At 41.6% G+C, this 17,095-nt stretch carries 16 protein-coding genes; 9 read left to right on the top strand and 7 right to left on the bottom strand.

Translation table 11 applies throughout. The annotated features are described in order from the left end of the window. Window positions 1-304 precede the first annotated feature (304 nt). The 6 genes from BVH04_RS16210 to BVH04_RS16185 all read left to right on the top strand — a co-directional run bounded on the left by BVH04_RS16210 (window position 305) and on the right by BVH04_RS16185 (window position 5,504). Window positions 305-1,744 carry a PhoPQ-activated pathogenicity-related family protein gene (locus tag BVH04_RS16210; RefSeq protein WP_086542514.1) on the top strand — a complete coding sequence of 480 codons (1,440 nt, stop codon included), beginning with the start codon at window positions 305-307 and terminating at the stop codon, window positions 1,742-1,744. Window positions 1,745-1,749: 5 nt separating this feature from the next. Next, a complete protein-coding gene (locus tag BVH04_RS16205; RefSeq protein ID WP_086542561.1) occupies window positions 1,750-2,943 on the top strand; it encodes a glucuronyl esterase domain-containing protein in 1,194 nt (397 codons plus the stop codon). Between the two features lie 36 nt (window positions 2,944-2,979). Next, the gene (locus BVH04_RS16200; RefSeq protein WP_086542513.1) at window positions 2,980-3,351 is read left to right on the top strand and encodes a type II toxin-antitoxin system HigB family toxin; all 372 of its coding nucleotides are present in this window, start codon (window positions 2,980-2,982) and stop codon (window positions 3,349-3,351) included. Then, a complete protein-coding gene (locus BVH04_RS16195; protein WP_086542512.1) occupies window positions 3,290-3,646 on the top strand; it encodes a helix-turn-helix domain-containing protein in 357 nt (118 codons plus the stop codon). Before BVH04_RS16200 ends, BVH04_RS16195 begins: the two co-directional genes overlap by 62 nt. A gap of 43 nt (window positions 3,647-3,689) precedes the next feature. Then, window positions 3,690-3,911, top strand: a complete 222-nt coding sequence (locus BVH04_RS16190) for a hypothetical protein (RefSeq protein ID WP_086542511.1) — start codon at window positions 3,690-3,692, stop codon at window positions 3,909-3,911. A 315-nt stretch (window positions 3,912-4,226) separates the two neighbouring features. After that, entirely contained in the window at window positions 4,227-5,504 is a 1,278-nt protein-coding gene (locus BVH04_RS16185; RefSeq protein WP_086542510.1) for a ComEC/Rec2 family competence protein, read from the top strand. A gap of 75 nt (window positions 5,505-5,579) precedes the next feature. Here the strand turns inward: BVH04_RS16185 and BVH04_RS16180 are convergent, their stop codons facing one another. The 6 genes from BVH04_RS16180 to BVH04_RS25845 all read right to left on the bottom strand — a co-directional run bounded on the left by BVH04_RS16180 (window position 5,580) and on the right by BVH04_RS25845 (window position 13,082). Continuing rightward, window positions 5,580-6,983 (bottom strand): sugar porter family MFS transporter, encoded by a 1,404-nt coding sequence (locus BVH04_RS16180; RefSeq protein WP_086542509.1) that lies wholly within the window; start codon window positions 6,981-6,983, stop codon window positions 5,580-5,582. Between the two features lie 80 nt (window positions 6,984-7,063). Next, window positions 7,064-7,861 (bottom strand): phytanoyl-CoA dioxygenase family protein, encoded by a 798-nt coding sequence (locus tag BVH04_RS16175; protein ID WP_086542508.1) that lies wholly within the window; start codon window positions 7,859-7,861, stop codon window positions 7,064-7,066. A gap of 726 nt (window positions 7,862-8,587) precedes the next feature. Then, a complete protein-coding gene (locus BVH04_RS16170; RefSeq protein ID WP_086542507.1) occupies window positions 8,588-10,279 on the bottom strand; it encodes a sulfatase family protein in 1,692 nt (563 codons plus the stop codon). 243 nt (window positions 10,280-10,522) lie between these two features. After that, the gene (gene msrA / locus BVH04_RS16165) at window positions 10,523-11,017 is read right to left on the bottom strand and encodes a peptide-methionine (S)-S-oxide reductase MsrA (protein WP_086542506.1); all 495 of its coding nucleotides are present in this window, start codon (window positions 11,015-11,017) and stop codon (window positions 10,523-10,525) included. A gap of 94 nt (window positions 11,018-11,111) precedes the next feature. Further along, a complete protein-coding gene (locus BVH04_RS16160; RefSeq protein WP_086542505.1) occupies window positions 11,112-12,740 on the bottom strand; it encodes a sulfatase family protein in 1,629 nt (542 codons plus the stop codon). A gap of 141 nt (window positions 12,741-12,881) precedes the next feature. After that, a complete protein-coding gene (locus BVH04_RS25845) occupies window positions 12,882-13,082 on the bottom strand; it encodes a hypothetical protein (RefSeq protein WP_170147818.1) in 201 nt (66 codons plus the stop codon). A gap of 206 nt (window positions 13,083-13,288) precedes the next feature. Here BVH04_RS25845 and BVH04_RS26165 point away from each other — a divergent pair, with 206 nt between their 5' ends. The 3 genes from BVH04_RS26165 to BVH04_RS16150 all read left to right on the top strand — a co-directional run bounded on the left by BVH04_RS26165 (window position 13,289) and on the right by BVH04_RS16150 (window position 15,427). Then, window positions 13,289-13,450 carry a TetR/AcrR family transcriptional regulator gene (locus tag BVH04_RS26165; RefSeq protein ID WP_240510954.1) on the top strand — a complete coding sequence of 54 codons (162 nt, stop codon included), beginning with the start codon at window positions 13,289-13,291 and terminating at the stop codon, window positions 13,448-13,450. A 224-nt stretch (window positions 13,451-13,674) separates the two neighbouring features. Then, entirely contained in the window at window positions 13,675-13,953 is a 279-nt protein-coding gene (locus BVH04_RS26160; protein WP_240510953.1) for a TetR/AcrR family transcriptional regulator, read from the top strand. A 16-nt stretch (window positions 13,954-13,969) separates the two neighbouring features. Next, complete coding sequence (locus BVH04_RS16150; protein WP_086542504.1) at window positions 13,970-15,427, top strand: sulfatase-like hydrolase/transferase; 1,458 nt, start codon at window positions 13,970-13,972, stop codon at window positions 15,425-15,427. Window positions 15,428-15,536: 109 nt separating this feature from the next. On the opposite strand, the gene BVH04_RS16145 is transcribed toward BVH04_RS16150, so the two are convergent. Further along, window positions 15,537-17,093: a RagB/SusD family nutrient uptake outer membrane protein gene (locus BVH04_RS16145; protein ID WP_086542503.1), complete on the bottom strand. Its 1,557-nt coding sequence runs from the start codon at window positions 17,091-17,093 to the stop codon at window positions 15,537-15,539. Window positions 17,094-17,095 lie beyond the last annotated feature (2 nt).

The following is a 17,095-nucleotide window of genomic DNA, read 5'->3' as shown; positions in this document are numbered from 1 at the left end:
GCCTTGGGAGAAGTTGGACAACTGCGTTAAAAAAAGGTCAATCGCTTTGTGTTCTTTGCTAAACATAGGTTAGTGAGCTTATTGAACTATGGTGTCCTTCGCTGTAAAAAAAACTTGAGTTATCCTCATAACCTCGTTTAGTGACCTTGTCAAACTATGGTGTCCATCCCGGTGGAAAAAAGCTTTGTGCACTTTGCGTAACCTTAGCGCCCTTCTCGGTTGAAAAATACTTTCGATAAAAATTCACTTGATGCTCAAAGGCTAATTCCCTACCTTTTAAAACTTTACCCAAAAAACCCATCCTATGAAAAAGAATGCTATCTCACTTTTACTCCTTTGCTTAATCTCTCTAAGCTTTTCCTGCAAGCAGGAAGAACAAAAGACTGAAGAAATCCCAAAAGAGCGATCCGAAACACTTCTCAAAGATTATGTAAATGGGCCAAGCCCAGATTTTTCTTACGAAATCATACACTCCGTGCCCGGTGAGGAATATGATTTTCACGTTCTCCGCATGGTTTCCCAAAACTGGCTTACCACTGACTTGGTCGACCAAACAGAATGGTGGCATTGGGTATCCATTGTTGTACCTAAGGATAGCCCTTTTGACACCAGTCTGATCTGGATTGGCGGCGGAAGTACAGGCACCAAAATGCCCATGGAACCCGATGGCCTAATTTTAGCCGCTGCGATGCAGACTAATTCCATCGTGGCAGAGATCCATAACATCCCTTTCCAGCCTTTAACTTTTGCCAATGATTCCTTAGGTAAGCGGACAGAAGATGCAATAATTGCCTACGGCTGGCGCAAATTTCTAGAAGGTGGAGCAAAAGACGAGGATGCAATTTGGCTAGCGAGATTACCCATGACCAAGGCAGTGAAGCTGGGAATGGATGCGGTGACTGAGGTCGTGGAGAAGAATTACCAAAAAAAGATCAACTCTTTTGTGGTCGGCGGAGCATCCAAGCGGGGATGGACGACTTGGACAACTGCGGCGACAGATGATCGAGTGGTGGCAATCATCCCCATTGTGATTGACATGCTAAACCTATCGGCATCTTTTGACCATCACTGGAAAAATTACGGTTTCTGGGCTCCGGCGGTCAGCGAATATGTGGAAGAAGGCGTGATGGATTGGATGGGAACTCCGGAGTTTGATCGACTGCTGGAGATTACCGAGCCTTACTCATTCCGAGCGGATTTTGATATGCCAAAACTGCTAATCAATGCAGCTGGGGATCAGTTTTTCCAACCAGATAGCTGGGAGTTTTACTGGAATGAATTGAGTGGCGAAAAGCACATGCAATACGTGCCGAATTTCGGACATGACCTATCGGAGTCGGATGCATTACCCAATATGATTTCATTTTATGCTTCGATTCTGAATCAAACTCCAAGACCAAAGTATCAGTGGGAAGTCATGGAAGACAAAATCCAATTGACCTTAGATCCCGCAGATAAGCCAATCTCGGTTAAAGCGTGGATCGCTTCCAATCCAAATGCACGTGACTTCCGGGTGGATGAGTTTGGACCTAACTGGAAGTCCAACGAAATGAAAATCAACGAATCGGGAACCTATGAATTGGCTTTGGAAAGTCCTGAAAAAGGCTTCAAAGGCTACTTCATCGAGGTGACTTTTGCAGGAAAAACTCCTTTAAAAATTACGAGCGGTGTGGAAGTCATGCCAAGGACTTATCCGTTTCCGGCATACGCACCAAAGCGCAAAATGGATACTGCTGTTAATTAATGCTGATGAAGACTCTTATCAATTACTTCATTCTCCTGCTTTTTATACAAATCTCAATGACGGTCCAAGCTCAAAATCAGGCGAATTACGACGAAAGTAAAGTGCCTGCTTTGGTACTTCCAGATCCTTTTGTAAGTGAAAAAGGAATGCTGATAAATAATTTGGCAGACTGGGAAAAGATCCGGAGGCCAGAAATTTTCCACCTTTTTGAGTCAGTAGTTTACGGGATTTTACCCAAAAATTTTGATGCGATTTCCTTCGAAAAGGTCAATGAAAAAGAGAATCCCTATCCAGATTTGGCTGAGCTTGAAGAAGTAAATATCACAGTTTCCAGAAATGGAAAATCCCACACCATGCGGATCAATCTTTTCCTCCCAAAGGATAAAAAAGGGCCTTTTCCTGTCATTTTGCTGATCAATTACCAACCCACTTATCCCGATGGCAGTTTGGTAGACGAGGCCTTTTGGCCGGTATCGGAATTATTGAAAAGAGGCTATGCCACAGCCTCTTTTCATGCCGAAACTGTCGCACCGGATAATAATGAGACCTATAAAAATGGAATTATAAACACACTTTATCCTGAGCAAATCGGAATGCCAAACGGGATGAAAGCTTATGGGGCTTGGGGCTGGGGATCGATGCGAGCAATGGATTATTTTGAGCAACATCCTCAAATTGACTCTAAAAAATCAATTCTTGTGGGGCATTCCCGAACAGGTAAAGCAGCACTTTGGACCTCAGCAAATGACCCTCGATGGGCAATAACTTACGCCAATGAATCCGGATGCGGAGGCGCAGCACTCTCCCGCAGGAAATATGGGGAAACGGTTGAAGCGATCAATAACCGATTCCCTTATTGGTTTGCGGATAATTTCAAAAAGTACAATGGTAAAGAAGAAACCCTTCCGATTGACCAGCACATGCTTCCGGGATTGATTGCTCCAAGAGCTATTTATTATTCAAGCGCCAAAGGTGACCAATGGGCGGATCCCAAGGGTGAGTTTCTGGGAATCAAGCTTGGAAGCCGGGTTTATTCTGAGATTTATGGAAAGAAAATCGAATTTCCTTCCGAATTCGAAACGCTCAAATCCCCCATACATCAGGAATCCGTCGGTTACCATATTCGGGAGGGAGAGCATAATTTGACTTGGGAAGATTGGTCACATTTTCTGGAGTTTGTGGGAAAGAATTTGAAGTAAAAAGTTTTCTATTGGAGAACCTTTCAAAAATTGTGTATGTTTAACATCATAACTAGACGGACGCTCTTGCATTATGCTACCAACTATCCAAATGCCTCTAATGCATTATTTGAATGGTACCATGAATTTGAAAAGTTGGAGATTAATTCATTCAACGAACTAAAGAGGTTTTATAATAGTGCAAGCCTTGTGAAAGACGATCGAGTCGTTTTTAATATTTCTGGAAATAAATTCAGGCTGGTAGTTCGAATAGTTTTCGAATATAAAGTGGTCCAAATCAAGTGGTTTGGAACACACAAAGAACGATCAAATAAATGTCTCTACGATAAACTTCAAAAAATAACTTATGGAACTCACCGTGATCAAAACAGAAGCCGAATACGATCAGCTATTAGAATGGGTGGATGAACTTTTGGATCAAAAAACATCTCTTGATTCACCGTTAGGTAAAAAACTCGAATTGGCACTTTTGATCCTGCGAAATTACGAAGACACGCATTTTGCCATTCCACTTCCTGATCCTATTGAAGCCATCAGATTAAAGATGAAGGAATTGGGTCTCAAAAACCAAGATTTAGTAGGTAAAATTGGCAGCAAAGGGTACGTCTCTTCCATTCTAAATAAACGTAAACCACTCACGCTAGAAATTGCTAAAATCCTGCATCGAGAGTTAAAAATCCCTGCGGAAATCTTGCTTTCTTGAAACTTGAAGGGTGTTTCATTGAATCGATAAAATCGATTGACCTATGGAAAAGATTATTCTTGCAGTACCTGAAGATAAAATTGATCGATTAAAAAAGGCCTTGTACGAACTCAAAATCGACTATACCCAAGAGAAATTCCGCGTTGAGGTAAATTCATATAAAGCAGAACTGCTTAAAGTCTCTACTTGGAGCGAAGAAGATATTACGGAAATCCAACGATCATTAAGATCCACTCAATTATCCGAGTCGGAAAGGAAGGCATGAGTTAACTTTTTAGAATTAATCGTGCGCTGTGGATTTTACCCGAGAAAATATAAAATCAAAACAGGTGAGTACAGATTAGTTTTACTAAATAAACAAGCTACCTAAACCCAAAATCATAGCTCTTTCAAGATTATTCTAATAATTCAATCTGATAAATATTCCCTGAAAAGAATGAGGAAATCATTCATATTTCTTCATCAAAATTTAATCAGGATTCACCTTCCAAAAAATGAGAAATCTTGATCTTTAGCTTTCAAATACTTACTGGGACAGTCAAACTCGAATCTAACTTATTACCCAATTTTTTTCAAAACCATGAAAATCATACTTACATTCTTTATCCTAATTGGCTTTAGCATTTCCGCATTTTCACAGGAAGTCGATCAGCCGTTGCCTGCTTGGAAAGAAGGATTTTTGGACCTTCATCACATCAACACGGGAAGAGGCGATGCCGCTTTTTTTGTTCTTCCGGATGGCACTACCATGCTGGTGGATGCGGGTGAAGCTACGGAAGATGACCCTCGCACACTATCCGAAAGGAACACTCCCAGATATCCCAATACTTCGAAACTGGCTTACGAATGGATCGTGGATTACATTCAGCAGTTCAGCCCTTCTTCCAAGAAAAGTGTGATTGACTATGCTTTGATGACACATTTTCACTCAGATCACTTTGGCCAAACAAACTCTTACGGGCCTGTTTCGGAGAAAGGCGGATATCAGTTGACCGGTTTGGTTGGTGTAGGAGATCAACTCACTATTCGGAAAATGCTGGATCGTGACTACCCGGATTACAAAAGTAGCGCAGTCAATTTCGGAAAAAAGGAAGACCTCCAGAAACTTGCATCATCAGGAAATTCAACTGCTATTTCTTACATCAATTCGATCCTGAATTATTGGAAATTTCTGGAATTTCAAAAAGCAGAAAATGGAATGGAAGTCGAAAAATTCGCAGCTGGAAAATTGAATCAACTGCATCTAGAGAATCCTGAAAATTACCCAACATTTGCAATCCAAAATATTCAAGGAAATGGATGGGCTTGGACGGGAGTTGATGAGGAAGTATTCGATCTCAAATCCACCAATGAAAATGATCTAAGCCTAGGTTTCAGGATTTCTTATGGAAATTTCGACTATTTCACCGGTGGAGATATCCGAGGAGTCGGTTCATATGGCGAAGCTGATTTCAATAGTGTGGAAAGCAATATCGCTCCAGTCATTGGACAGGTGGATGTCGCCACGTTAAATCATCACGGAAATCGGGATTCCCAAAATCATTTTTATGTGAGGACTCTGAGACCAAGAGTGTGGGTACAGCAATCTTGGTCTTCTGATCATCCTGGCGATGATGTGTTGAGACGAATTACTTCGACAGATCTTTACCCTGGAAAGCGTGATATATTTACCACAAGCATGCTGGAAGCTAATAAACTGGTGATCGGTGATAGGATAGATCAAGTATACGGATCCACACAAGGCCATATTTTAATCCGAGTTGCCCCGGGAGGAAACTCCTATCAAGTATTTATCTTAAATGATTTGGACGCTGAGCGAAAGATAAAAGCCATTTTTGGCCCCTATCAATCTCGATAAAACTATTCACATAAGGGACAGATCTATTCATTTTGCATGAAACAAGCTAATCAAAATCAAGATTTTCAAGCCATTTCACCCAACCAACTCCTTCTCTATTTCCTCTAAAGACTTACCCTTTGTCTCAGGTAAAACAAAATAAATCACCAAGAAACCGAAGGCGCAGATCCCACCATAAAGCCAGAAATTATTTGCCCAGCCTAGATTCTCGCGAATGACTGGAAAGAAATAGGTCAAAGTAAAATTCCCAACCCAATGTGCTAAAGCTCCGATGGAAATAGCTGCGCCTCGGATACGAGTAGGAAAAATCTCCGAAAGCACTACCCAAAGTAATGGTGCCAAGGTGAAAGAATAAAACATCACATTGGTCAATACTGCTAATACAACTGCGTCGCCGCCAAGGTCGATATAGAAAAAATAGCCTATCAACCCGTAAAGGATAGCCATTGCAGAAGTACCGATGAGTAGAAGTTTCTTTCTACCAAATCTATCCACAGTGAAAATGGTAATGAATACCGAAAGCACCATCACTCCGCCAATTACCACAATATTCAGCATCATTTGCTTCAGGTTGTACCCAGCCGCCTGGAAGATATCCGCAGCGTAATAAATCACTACGTTGATCCCGCTCCACTGCTGGAGAAAAGCTAAGAAAATACCGATTCCGAGTAGCTTCACGACTCTTTTCTGAAACAATTCACGGAAATTCACCTGACCAAAATCACCTTCTTTCAGGGTAGTTTTGACTTCCGTTATAGAATCTTGAGCATATTCCTCTCCTCCTATTCGCACCAGTATTGTGCGGGCGGGCTGTTCATCTTTATTCTTAATCAGCCAAGGAACAGACTCGGGCACAAAAAACATCAAGATAAAGAATAAGAGCGCTGGAATCGCTTCTGCCGCAAACATCCATCTCCAGCCGTTTTGCCCACTCCAGCTTGCTGCGATCATCTCGAAACTTGCATCATCAGCCAACTGCGTATCAGCCAGCGATATTTGCCAGTTGATCAACTGAGCGAGAAGCACTCCGATCATGATCAGAAGTTGATTGATCGTCACCATTTTGCCCCGTTTTTCTGGAGGAGAAAGCTCTGCGATGTAAAGAGGTGAGAGATTAAGCGCCACTCCCATCGCCACTCCACCGATGATTCTGTAGAAATTGAATTCCCAAAAAGTCCCTGCGAGGGCAGTGCCAATAGCAGATAAAGAAAAAAGCAATCCTGAGACGATAAGCAGTCTTTTCCTTCCCAGTTTATCACTGATGAGTATGCAAATTCCTGCACCTATCATACAGCCAATCAACGCAGAGCTTGTTCCCCAGCCCTGGTCGGCAGTGGAAGTAATATTGAAATAAGGTTCGTAAAAAGGTTTGGCTCCGCCGATTACCACCCAATCGTAACCAAATAAAAACCCTCCCAAAGCTGCTGTAAGCGTAATTAGCCAAATATAGGTTTGGTTGTAGGGATAGGTCGGCTTCATAGGTTTAGGTTAAGATTGGGGTGAAAGCTCGAAATCAAAGCGATAAAATAATGCATTTTCTCATTTCAGCAATCCCGTCGTTACCCAGCAATTGGATTTAAATGGGTGTTGATCACTTCTCCAATCTTTGCTCCCGGACACCAGGTATTCCAATCGTGGATCTGATTATCATTCTTTGGATTCATCAGTTTTGCGGCGGCATCCATATAAATCACCGTCATTACTTTCCTCATCTGATCGGTTTGATTGGCTCCGGCACGATGAAAAACCCAGCCTGAATGAAAGCTTACTTCTCCCAAATCAAATGCTTCGATCACATGCTCGAAGTTATTGATACGAAGGTTGTCCTTAATTTTCACTTCAGAATCATCGCCGATCTGCAGATCCCTTCCGAAAACAATCTGTTGGCTTTTGGCAGAAAACTCCAAAGGCCCCATCTCCAGTGGAGTAGCTTGCAGCGGAATCCATACAGTGATCGTCTTATCCGTATCGATAGGCCAATAGTATTGATCTGCGTGCCAAGGAGTGATCCCTCCACCTGCCTCTTTGAATAGCGCCTGGTCATGATAAATTCTGACTTGCTCGCAACCCATCAAATCGGCAGCAATCTGAGCCAATCTCTTGCTCATCACCAGCTTTTTCACCTCCTCACTTTCAGTCCACAAATTAAAAATCTGCAAGAATGCCTTACTATAGGTATCCCGCTGATCCAGCGGCCGATCCTGAGTGTTTTTTCGTTGCACTTCAGCTGAAATCACTTCACCGAAATGAGCGACTTCTTCAGGACTTAGCACCTGCTTCAGTTTGATGAAGTTATTTTCCTGATAAAAAGCTTTGGCCTCAGGAGAGATTGGATAGTGTTGGGCTAGGTTATTCATGGCTTGGGTTATTTGTACTTAAAATTAATATGATTATCTGAAATGATGCTAGTAGCCTTATTTCTTTGCTTAGCAGGTCGGAAGACCGATGCCTGTCCGCCGCGGAGGAACCGATAACCGAATTAGCCAATCCTTATTTTAACCACTTCCTTTATTGCTTTTATTTCTATACTATCTGACATACATAAAAAGTAATTTTTACCGCAAAGACGCCAAGTGCGCAGAGTTTTCGCAAGAGATTTTTTATATAAAAAGATAATATGATTATCCCCAATCTTACCAGTATAGCTACGTAACCAGTTTGAAATTTAGCAAAATGACAATTTTCTTTATAATTCTGAAATTGCAGTTACACTTAGCGCCGAAGGTGCCAAACCATTCATAACCCTGTACAAAGTGCAGGGAAGTTGATGAAAATATACTATAGCCCTGAAGGGGCGGAACTTCACCGTTCCGCCCCTTCAGGGCTATTATTGTATGCTAGTTTTATACCCCCGGCTTTGCCGAGGGTCATGAATCGTTTCAATCCTTCGGATCTTTTTCGTACGGTAAATTAAATTCGTGGAAAATAGATATGCTATAAATTTGGCTACTGACACAAAAGCGGATATATATAAAAGATCGTAAGCCTTTGCGTTTTTCTTCGCGATCTCCACGCCTCTGCTTTTAAAAAAAAAGCCCCAACGAACTAAATCTGCTGAGGCTTCTATGACTAGGCTTATCTCCTCAATTCTTCTTTCTATCCTCAAAGATCTTATCTATCAACTCCGTATTTTTCCCACCGGCATAGGAATTATTTTTTTCCAGGTAATCCAGATACTTATCTATGTATTCCTGACTAAGCTCTGAGCTATCTCCATATTTCTCACGTAAGCCATCGAGCTTCTGGTGTAGTTCAGCCCTGATTTCCGCATAAGCTGGATCATCATATACATTGGTCAGCTCCATCGGATCTTTCTTTCTGTCGATCAACTCCCACTCATCTATATCAAAATAGTAGTGAACCAGTTTGTATTCCTTTGTAATAATCGCATAGTGACGCTTCACCATATGAACTGATGGATATTCGTAATAGTGATAATAAACTGCTTCGCGCGTCCACTTATCAGTTTCTCCAGTAAGCAACGGCAGCAAGCTTTCTCCTTGCATATCTGAAGGGGCTTCGATTCCTGCAGCAGCTAAAAAAGTCTGTGCAAAGTCAAGATTTTGAACCATCTCATCAGACTTTGTACCTGCTTTTACTTTACCTGGCCAAGCCATCAAAAGGGGCGTTTTGAAAGATTCATTGTAAACAAATCGCTTATCAAACCAGCCATGCTCCCCTAGGTAAAACCCTTGATCAGAAGTATAGACGATAATGGTATTTTCCATCATATCGTTTTCTTCCAAATAGTCCAATACGCGACCAACATTCTCATCCACGGCCTTAATCGTGCCCAAATAATCCTGCATGTAGCGCTGATATCTCCACTTCATTTTGTCTTCCTCTGTCATGGTAGGATAGGCGTTTTTGAAATCCTCATTGACTTTCATGTAAGCTTTGTCCCAGTTGGCACGCTGAGCTTCATTCATTCTACCCACTTCTCTTTCAAAAGCTCCTTTGTCCCAATCTGAAGTACCTTCGATTCCCAATTCATCCATTACTTCTGGGTACACTTTGGAATCTCCTGCCCAGTGCATATCGGTCAGCAAATTCATTTCAGCTTCGTGTGCGGCTCTACCTCTTCCAGAATAATCATCAAATAGCGTAGCTGGCTCTTCGAAAGTTCTATTGGTGAATTCTTCCACATGACGCTCCGCTGGCAACCACTCACGATGTGGCGCTTTATGCAAGTACATTAAGAAAAACGGCTGATCCTTTTTTCTGTCATTCTGAAGCCAATCCAAAGTCATGTCTGTAATGATATCCGTCACATAACCTTCTACTTTGATATTTCCTTCATTTTTTGTGATAAAATCAGGGTTGTAATAAGCGCCCTGACCTGGCAAAATTTTGAATTGATCAAAGCCTTTTGGATTGTTGCCAAAGTGTAGTTTTCCAAACATGGCAGTTTGATAGCCTGCATCATGAAGGATCTGTGGGAAAGTCACATTCGTCGTATCGAAGGGAAAATGATTATCCACTTTACCGTTGATATGGCTATGCTTTCCTGTCAAAATGGTGGCCCGAGACGGCGCACAGATCGAGTTGGTTACTGACGCATTGGTGAAGAGCATCCCCATTTTAGCTATTCGGTCGATGTTAGGCGTCTCGATTAGCGTATTATCATAGGCGGAAATCGCCTGATAGGCGTGATCATCCGACATGATAAAAATGATATTTGGCCTCTCTGCGGTTTTTGCCGCTTCTTCCGTCTTGCAGGCAAAAGCAAGAATTGCCAAACTTGCCAGAAAAATTGATTTTAAAGTATGCTTCATTCTCTAATTGATTATTTTGGTCTATCAAAGGCAAGATAGAATGCTAGGGTATTCTGAGCTAGGAAATAGCAAAATAATTGACCTTATATTGGCTACATTTATTTTGATCAATTGTGAGAAAATTATTTATTAATCCCCCTTTAAAATTGATACTACTCCCAAGAAATTAAAGTAGATCTAAGCAAAAAGGGCTTACACAATTCTGTGCAAGCCCTTGAAATAATACCTTTGTTTTATTTCTTACTAGATATAACTTTCTTCAAATCGCAAGAAGTGACAGGTATATCCGTTCGGGTTTTTCACCAGATAATCCTGATGATAATCCTCAGCCGGCCAAAATGGCACAAAAGGCTCTAGTGTCGTCACCACTTTACCCGGCCACTTTTTAGAGTCATTGACGATGGCTATCATTTCTTGTGCTACTTCCTTTTCCTCCTCATTTTGGAAGAAAATCGCAGATCGATAGCTCGACCCCATATCGTTGCCTTGTTGGTCTACGGTAGTGGGATTGTGCATTCTGAAAAAGTAGTCTAAGATTTCCCTAAAGGATGTTTCATTGGGGTCATACGTTATCTCAATCCCCTCAGCATGACCTGGATGGTTTTTATAGGTTGGATCTTCATTTTGACCGCCTTGGTATCCCACTTCTGTACCCACAATCCCCGGACGAGTTCTGAAGAGATCTTCCATCCCCCAGAAGCAACCGCCTGCAATGTATGCTTTCTTATAATTGCTCATTTTTTTTGGTTTTTAACATTAACAGAACCTGCAAGAATTTGATCGGGTTCCCAAACATTGATTTTTCAATCCGAAGATATACGTTAAGCCTACCTTAGTTATTATTTCTGCGGTTGTACACTTCCATATACTCCTCCAAGAAGCGTTTATCGTTGGCATCACTATCGCCGTATTTGGCTCGAACTTCTTCAAATTTCTTGTGCATCATTTCCCGAACTTCTGCATAGGAAGGGTCATCATAGACACTCTGCATCTCATGAGGATCCTTTTCCAAATCATACAATTCCCATTCGTCAATGTCATAATAAAAGTGAATTAGCTTATACCGATCCGTAGCAACTCCATTGTGTCGCTTTACACTATGCTCGGCTGGATATTCATAATAGGTATAATAAACGGCATCTCTCCACTTATCACTTTCCCCGCTCATTAGCTTTCTGAAGGATTCGCCCTGTATTTCTTTTGGTGCTTTGATTCCTGCATAGTCCAGGAATGTAGGTGCGAAATCGAGATTCTGAACCAAATTCTTGATGGTAGTTCCAGGCTTGATTTCTTTTGGGTATTTCACCAAAAGTGGCGTACGGAAAGACTCTTCATACATAAATCGCTTATCAAACCAACCATGCTCACCTAAGTAAAAGCCTTGGTCAGAAGTATAAACCACGATGGTGTTTTCTGCCAAACCATTTGCTTCCAAATAATCCAGCACCTCACCTACTCCATCATCCACAGACTTGATGGTGCGCAGGTAGTTTTTGATGTAACGGTTGTATTTCCAAATTGCGATCTCACGCTTCTTCTCTAAGCTCAACGTCTTCTCATCCAATTGTCCATATGCTTTTAGGAAGACTTCATTTTTTGGGTCAAAAGCTGCTCTCCACGCCTTCAATTGCTCTGGATTGAAGCGCTTTAATTCTCCTGCCAGGCCTGTACTGTCTCCGAAGGGATTTACCTCCAGCATCAAGTCACGTCCCCATCGCATGATCTCATCGATCTCCATTTTCTGCTCACGAGCTGCCGTTCCCCGACCTTGGTAATTGGTTTCATTGTCAAAGAAATTTGCGGGCGGCGTGAATTCCTTATCATCATAAAGCGTCAAATATTCTGGCGCTGGCTTCCAATTTCTATGCGGAGCTTTTTGGTGATAAAGTAATAAGAATGGCTTGTCTTTATCTCTGCCATTTTCCAACCAGTCCAGAGCCAAGTCAGTAGTGATGTCGGTGACATATCCTTCAATTCGTTTGGTCTCTCCATTTATCAAAAAGTCCGGGTTATAATAATCTCCCTGACCGGGCAACACCATGGAATAATCAAAACCCTGCGGCTGTCCGTCCAAGTGAATTTTACCGATCAAAGCAGTTTGATAACCATTGGCTTGCATCAACTTGGGGAAATTGTCCTGATCCCAATCAAAAGCCTGAATGTTATCCACTTTGCCATTCATGAAACTATGCTTTCCTGTCAGCAAAACTGCCCGACTTGGCGCACAGATAGAGTTAGTAACCGTAGCCCTTGTGAAAATTGCTCCCTCTTTTGCAATCCTGTCAATATTTGGAGTTTCATTCAGCCCTCCACCATAGGCACTGATCGCTTGATAAGCATGATCATCTGCCATTATAAAAATGATGTTGGGCCTATCAGCGAGCTTTTGTTCTTCTTTGGAATCGCAGCTACAGGCGAACGCGGCAACTAAAAAAAGAAAATAGATTTTTATCCCAGACATAGTTTATTGATTTATTACACTTTTGAAATTAGAGCTATTTGAGGAAAACTTGCTTCTTAGATAAAAATCTATCCTGAGCGATTGAGCAAAATGCATGATAAATGCCAAATTATATGATTATCCGCATTGTTGCCAATAGTCTTATATTCTTTGCTTTAATGGAGCGAAGACCCCTGCCCAATGACCGGCGGAGATGTATCCTGCCCGGACATCAGGCGTGGTTACCGAAGTGGCAAAATTCCAGAGTTTATCAATTGAACCAAAGAGCAAAAATGCGGAAACGTGGAGACGATCGTCACATCCATTGTAGATGACTTGGCCTATTAATGAATTAAAAGTCAAAGATTTGGGTATTAGTTACCACTAAACTAGTTCATTTTAGAACTAACAATAATTTTGAATGGCAATGGCTCACCAAGTATTTCAATCCCTCGCTAACTTATAGTGCCTTTGCACTATTTCAATTATATTCCTGAAAGTCCATTCACAAACTCAAACCAGATATCAGTAATTTTCAACATAAACCTATACACTAAGGTGTTTCCAGAATGCAAGCAATCCACAAGTTGAAAACCAAAGAAAAAATCCTTTTGACGGCGATTAAGCTATATAATCCATCGGGAGTTCAAATAATCACCAGCCGTCACATCGCTGCTGAAATGGGAATCAGCCATGGCAATCTTGACTGCCATTATAAAACTAAGGAGTGAATTATCTTGGCAATTTACGATCAAATGAGAGCTGAAATGTCAGACTTATTTGTCGCACGTGATATGACTTTATAATCAATAGAACATGGACATTTTTTGCTGATACAACTGGAAGAGTTTCAGTTCCGCTATCGTTTTACAAACCTAGATGTCGTGGAAATCACCAGAGCTTATCACGAATCTCAAGGCTTTTACAAAATACATCCGAATATCGAAAGCAACAGATGAATGCTTTGTTTCAGAAATTTCTCTCCGATGGATACATGTCGAAAATTGAAACTGAGATATACGAAAACATACAGCATATCATTCGAATAATTATTACTTTTTGGTTGTCACAAAGAGAAGTCCTTGCCATTAAAAAATTCACGGAAAAGGGTTCGATGGTCAAAAGCATTTGGTCAGTAATTAGCCCTTATTTGACCGAAAGTGGAAAGCAAGAACAAGCAAAAACAATTGCCAAATACGGATTCCTACAACAACAATCTAACAATGCAGAATAAAATCAAATTTTTCTGATTGGGGTTTATAATTCTATCTGCTGTCACATTCCAGCAAAGTCTTGCGCAGCAACAAAAAAAGAAACCCAACGTCCTTTTCCTATTCGCCGATGATCAGCGTGCGGACGCGCTGGGCGCTTCTGGTAATCCGTACATTCAAACGCCAAATCTCGATCTGTTGGCAAGTGAGGGAAGTCGCTTCGAAAATGCCTACGTGATGGGTGGAAATCACGGAGCAGTCTGCGCAGCAAGTCGAGCGATGCTTCTGAGTGGCAAAAGTTTATTCCATGTATATGATAAACTAAAGGGGGAACGTACGATGCCGATGGATTTTGCGAAAGCAGGTTATACTACTTTTGGCACTGGCAAATGGCATAATGAAAAGGAAGCATTTGAAGCAAGTTTCCAACAGGCAAAAAATGTGTATCTAGGCGGAATGGCAGATCATTATAGTTTAGCCATGCGCGACTATGACGAAAATGGAGAACTTGGCGAGCCAACTTTCAAAGGCTACTCTACTGAAGTATTTGCCGAAGGCGCTATTGAATTCATCGAAGACCATGTGAAGTCGGGGATTGATAAACCTTTCTTTGCTTACGTGGCATTTACTGCTCCTCATGATCCTTATTCTCCTGAAGCGGATTACATTAATTATTATCCTGAAGGCTCTTTGCCATTACCTGGAAATTACAAACCATACCATCCCTTTGAGTTTGATGATTTGATGGTTAGAGATGAACTATTAACTGGTTGGCCACGAAAGCCAGAAGTAATTCAGATGATTCTTTCTGATTACTATGCACTGGTGACGCATTTGGATACCCAGATCGGGAAAATCATTCAAACACTGAAGGAAAATGACCTTTACGATAACACCATCATCATATATGCAGCTGACAATGGTTTGGCTGCAGGAAGTCATGGATTGCTTGGAAAACAAAGTTTATACGAGCACAGCATGAATGTTCCTATGATCATCAAAGGTCCTGGTGTTCCAAAAAATGAAACCTTCGATGCCATGGTTTATCTATACGACCTATATCCTACGCTATTGGAATTGGCTGGCCTGCCTAAGCCTTCACAAGTAGATGGGAAGAGTTTGGCTTCTATTCTTTCTGGAAAAGATTCTGACGTAAGAACCAGCCTTTTTACTGCCTACCGACACACTGTGCGTGCCGTAAGAACTCCAGAGTGGAAGTTGATCCGATATCCTGAGCGAGATTACACCCAGCTTTTCAACTTGAAAAATGATCCATTGGAATTGAATAATCTGGCAGAAAACACAGACTATACTTCTACCAAAGATGAATTGATGAGCGCACTGCGGGATTGGCAAAAAATCTCGGGTGATACCGCTGCATTGACCACCAAGGTGATCAAGCAACTAAAATATGATCCTGATACACTCACTCGAAAGCCAGATCGCTGGCAACCGGAATATACTTTGAAACGGTATTTTGAAGGAAAAAAAAACTAAAACAGTGTCTAGTTATAAGTTACTTTGACATCAAAAGACATAGTTTATAAAAAAAGGGCTCCAAAAAATTCGGAGCCCTTTTCATTTACTTTTAATTTATTTCTCGCTCTTAATACCCCGGATTCTGAGGCATTAGATTTGGATTATTCTGCATTTCAGGAAGTGGATAAGGCATTAAATAATGCATAGCCTGAAGTGCTTGATTTGAGCTAGGATTTATATGTCCTACAAACTGATCAAAACCATTCGTAGATTCATTATACACTTTGCGCAAGCGAAGCATATCGAACCAAGTGATCTGCTCGTAGCACAGCTCATGCCATCTCTCTTTCAAGACTGCATCTCTGAATGTTTCCGTATTGAATGCACCCATAGACATGGTAGTCAAACCAGCTCTGTCACGAATTCTTTTCAAACTCTCTACAGCCAAAGCATTTGGTCCACCAACTTCATTTTGCGCTTCTGCATAGGTCAACAAAACTTCTGCGAATCTGATCAAAGGAACATTCAGGTTATTAGCCTTATTTCCCGGCTGATCCTTAGTACCTAGTGCCAGTCGATTGAAATGCTTGAAGATATATGGAGCACCTAAATCAAAAGCTGCACCACTACCATTTGTAAAGTAAGTAGTGTAGAAGAACCCTACCTGATTAACTGCCCGGAGATCTCCCGGCTCATAAGAATTGTAGAAATCTTCAGTCGGCACCGTACTCCCCGTTCCTGAAGGGCCTTGAAAGGTCACAGGTTTGAAGTTCGGGAACATATTGTTCATTGGGTTTCCTTCAACGATCACATTGTATTGGATCATAAAAATATGCTCCAGTCTGTTATCATTCTTTTCGTCGTGAAGTGCGCCATAAGCAGGGAATAAGTTGATCGACATTGGATTGCCGTTGGCGTAATCAATAACTTCTTTAGCCTTATCAGCAGCCAATTGATAGTGGGAAGCTCCTTTACTTAATGGAAAACCTGCCATGGTCATATACACTTTGGCCAGCATGGATTTGGTGGCCGCTAAAGATGCTCTTCCACTGACATCCATCCATGGTAAACCTGCCGCTTCTGCTGCTTTCAAATCCTCCAAAATCAACGCATATACTTCTTCCTGAGATGCTGGCGAAGGTTGGAAATTTTCCGAACTAGCTGTCTGCGGAAGTACAATTAAAGGGATATCTCCCCACAATCTTACCGCATAGAAATAGGCCCAAGCACGAAGAAACCGAGCTTCTCCCAAAACTTTGGTCTTCTGAGCTGCATCCATCGGCGTAATAGCCGGCACTTTCTCTATGACCAGATTTGCCTGCGCTATTATTCGATACAATCCATTCCACCAGCTAATCACATGCTGAGTTCGTCCATCGTAGATAAGTCCGTAGAGGTTATTCAAATCTGAATTCTGTGCTGTCTCGGTAGTAGAAGTGCCTGTGGGCGCCTCCAGCAGCTGCCATGCTGAGGAGAAAATACCACCACCACCACCAATAAACCGCGTTTCTGCATAAACCGAGGCAAGTGCTGCTTCTGCATGATCAGGAATAGTGTAGAAACTTTCAGGTGTCAAATTGGAAGGATCTTCTTCCTCCAAAAAACTTGAACAACCTACAAATCCTGCCACCAATGTTCCAACTAGGAACAATCTGCCTGCTTTGTTATAAATGTTATTTTTCATTA

The organism is Algoriphagus antarcticus (genome assembly GCF_002150685.1).
GTDB lineage: Bacteria > Bacteroidota > Bacteroidia > Cytophagales > Cyclobacteriaceae > Algoriphagus > Algoriphagus antarcticus.
This window is presented reverse-complemented; position numbering and strand designations above follow the sequence as displayed.

Bases quoted from the DNA above. Each gene is read 5' to 3' on its own strand.
- BVH04_RS16210 (WP_086542514.1), top strand. From the start codon at position 305: ATGAAAAAGAATGCTATCTCACTTTTACTCCTTTGCTTAATCTCTCTA.
- BVH04_RS16205 (WP_086542561.1), top strand. From the start codon at position 1,750: ATGAAGACTCTTATCAATTACTTCATTCTCCTGCTTTTTATACAAATC.
- BVH04_RS16200 (WP_086542513.1), top strand. From the start codon at position 2,980: ATGTTTAACATCATAACTAGACGGACGCTCTTGCATTATGCTACCAAC.
- BVH04_RS16195 (WP_086542512.1), top strand. From the start codon at position 3,290: ATGGAACTCACCGTGATCAAAACAGAAGCCGAATACGATCAGCTATTA.
- BVH04_RS16190 (WP_086542511.1), top strand. From the start codon at position 3,690: ATGGAAAAGATTATTCTTGCAGTACCTGAAGATAAAATTGATCGATTA.
- BVH04_RS16185 (WP_086542510.1), top strand. From the start codon at position 4,227: ATGAAAATCATACTTACATTCTTTATCCTAATTGGCTTTAGCATTTCC.
- BVH04_RS16180 (WP_086542509.1), bottom strand. From the start codon at position 6,983: ATGAAGCCGACCTATCCCTACAACCAAACCTATATTTGGCTAATTACG.
- BVH04_RS16175 (WP_086542508.1), bottom strand. From the start codon at position 7,861: ATGAATAACCTAGCCCAACACTATCCAATCTCTCCTGAGGCCAAAGCT.
- BVH04_RS16170 (WP_086542507.1), bottom strand. From the start codon at position 10,279: ATGAAGCATACTTTAAAATCAATTTTTCTGGCAAGTTTGGCAATTCTT.
- msrA (WP_086542506.1), bottom strand. From the start codon at position 11,017: ATGAGCAATTATAAGAAAGCATACATTGCAGGCGGTTGCTTCTGGGGG.
- BVH04_RS16160 (WP_086542505.1), bottom strand. From the start codon at position 12,740: ATGTCTGGGATAAAAATCTATTTTCTTTTTTTAGTTGCCGCGTTCGCC.
- BVH04_RS26165 (WP_240510954.1), top strand. From the start codon at position 13,289: ATGCAAGCAATCCACAAGTTGAAAACCAAAGAAAAAATCCTTTTGACG.
- BVH04_RS26160 (WP_240510953.1), top strand. From the start codon at position 13,675: ATGAATGCTTTGTTTCAGAAATTTCTCTCCGATGGATACATGTCGAAA.
- BVH04_RS16145 (WP_086542503.1), bottom strand. From the start codon at position 17,093: ATGAAAAATAACATTTATAACAAAGCAGGCAGATTGTTCCTAGTTGGA.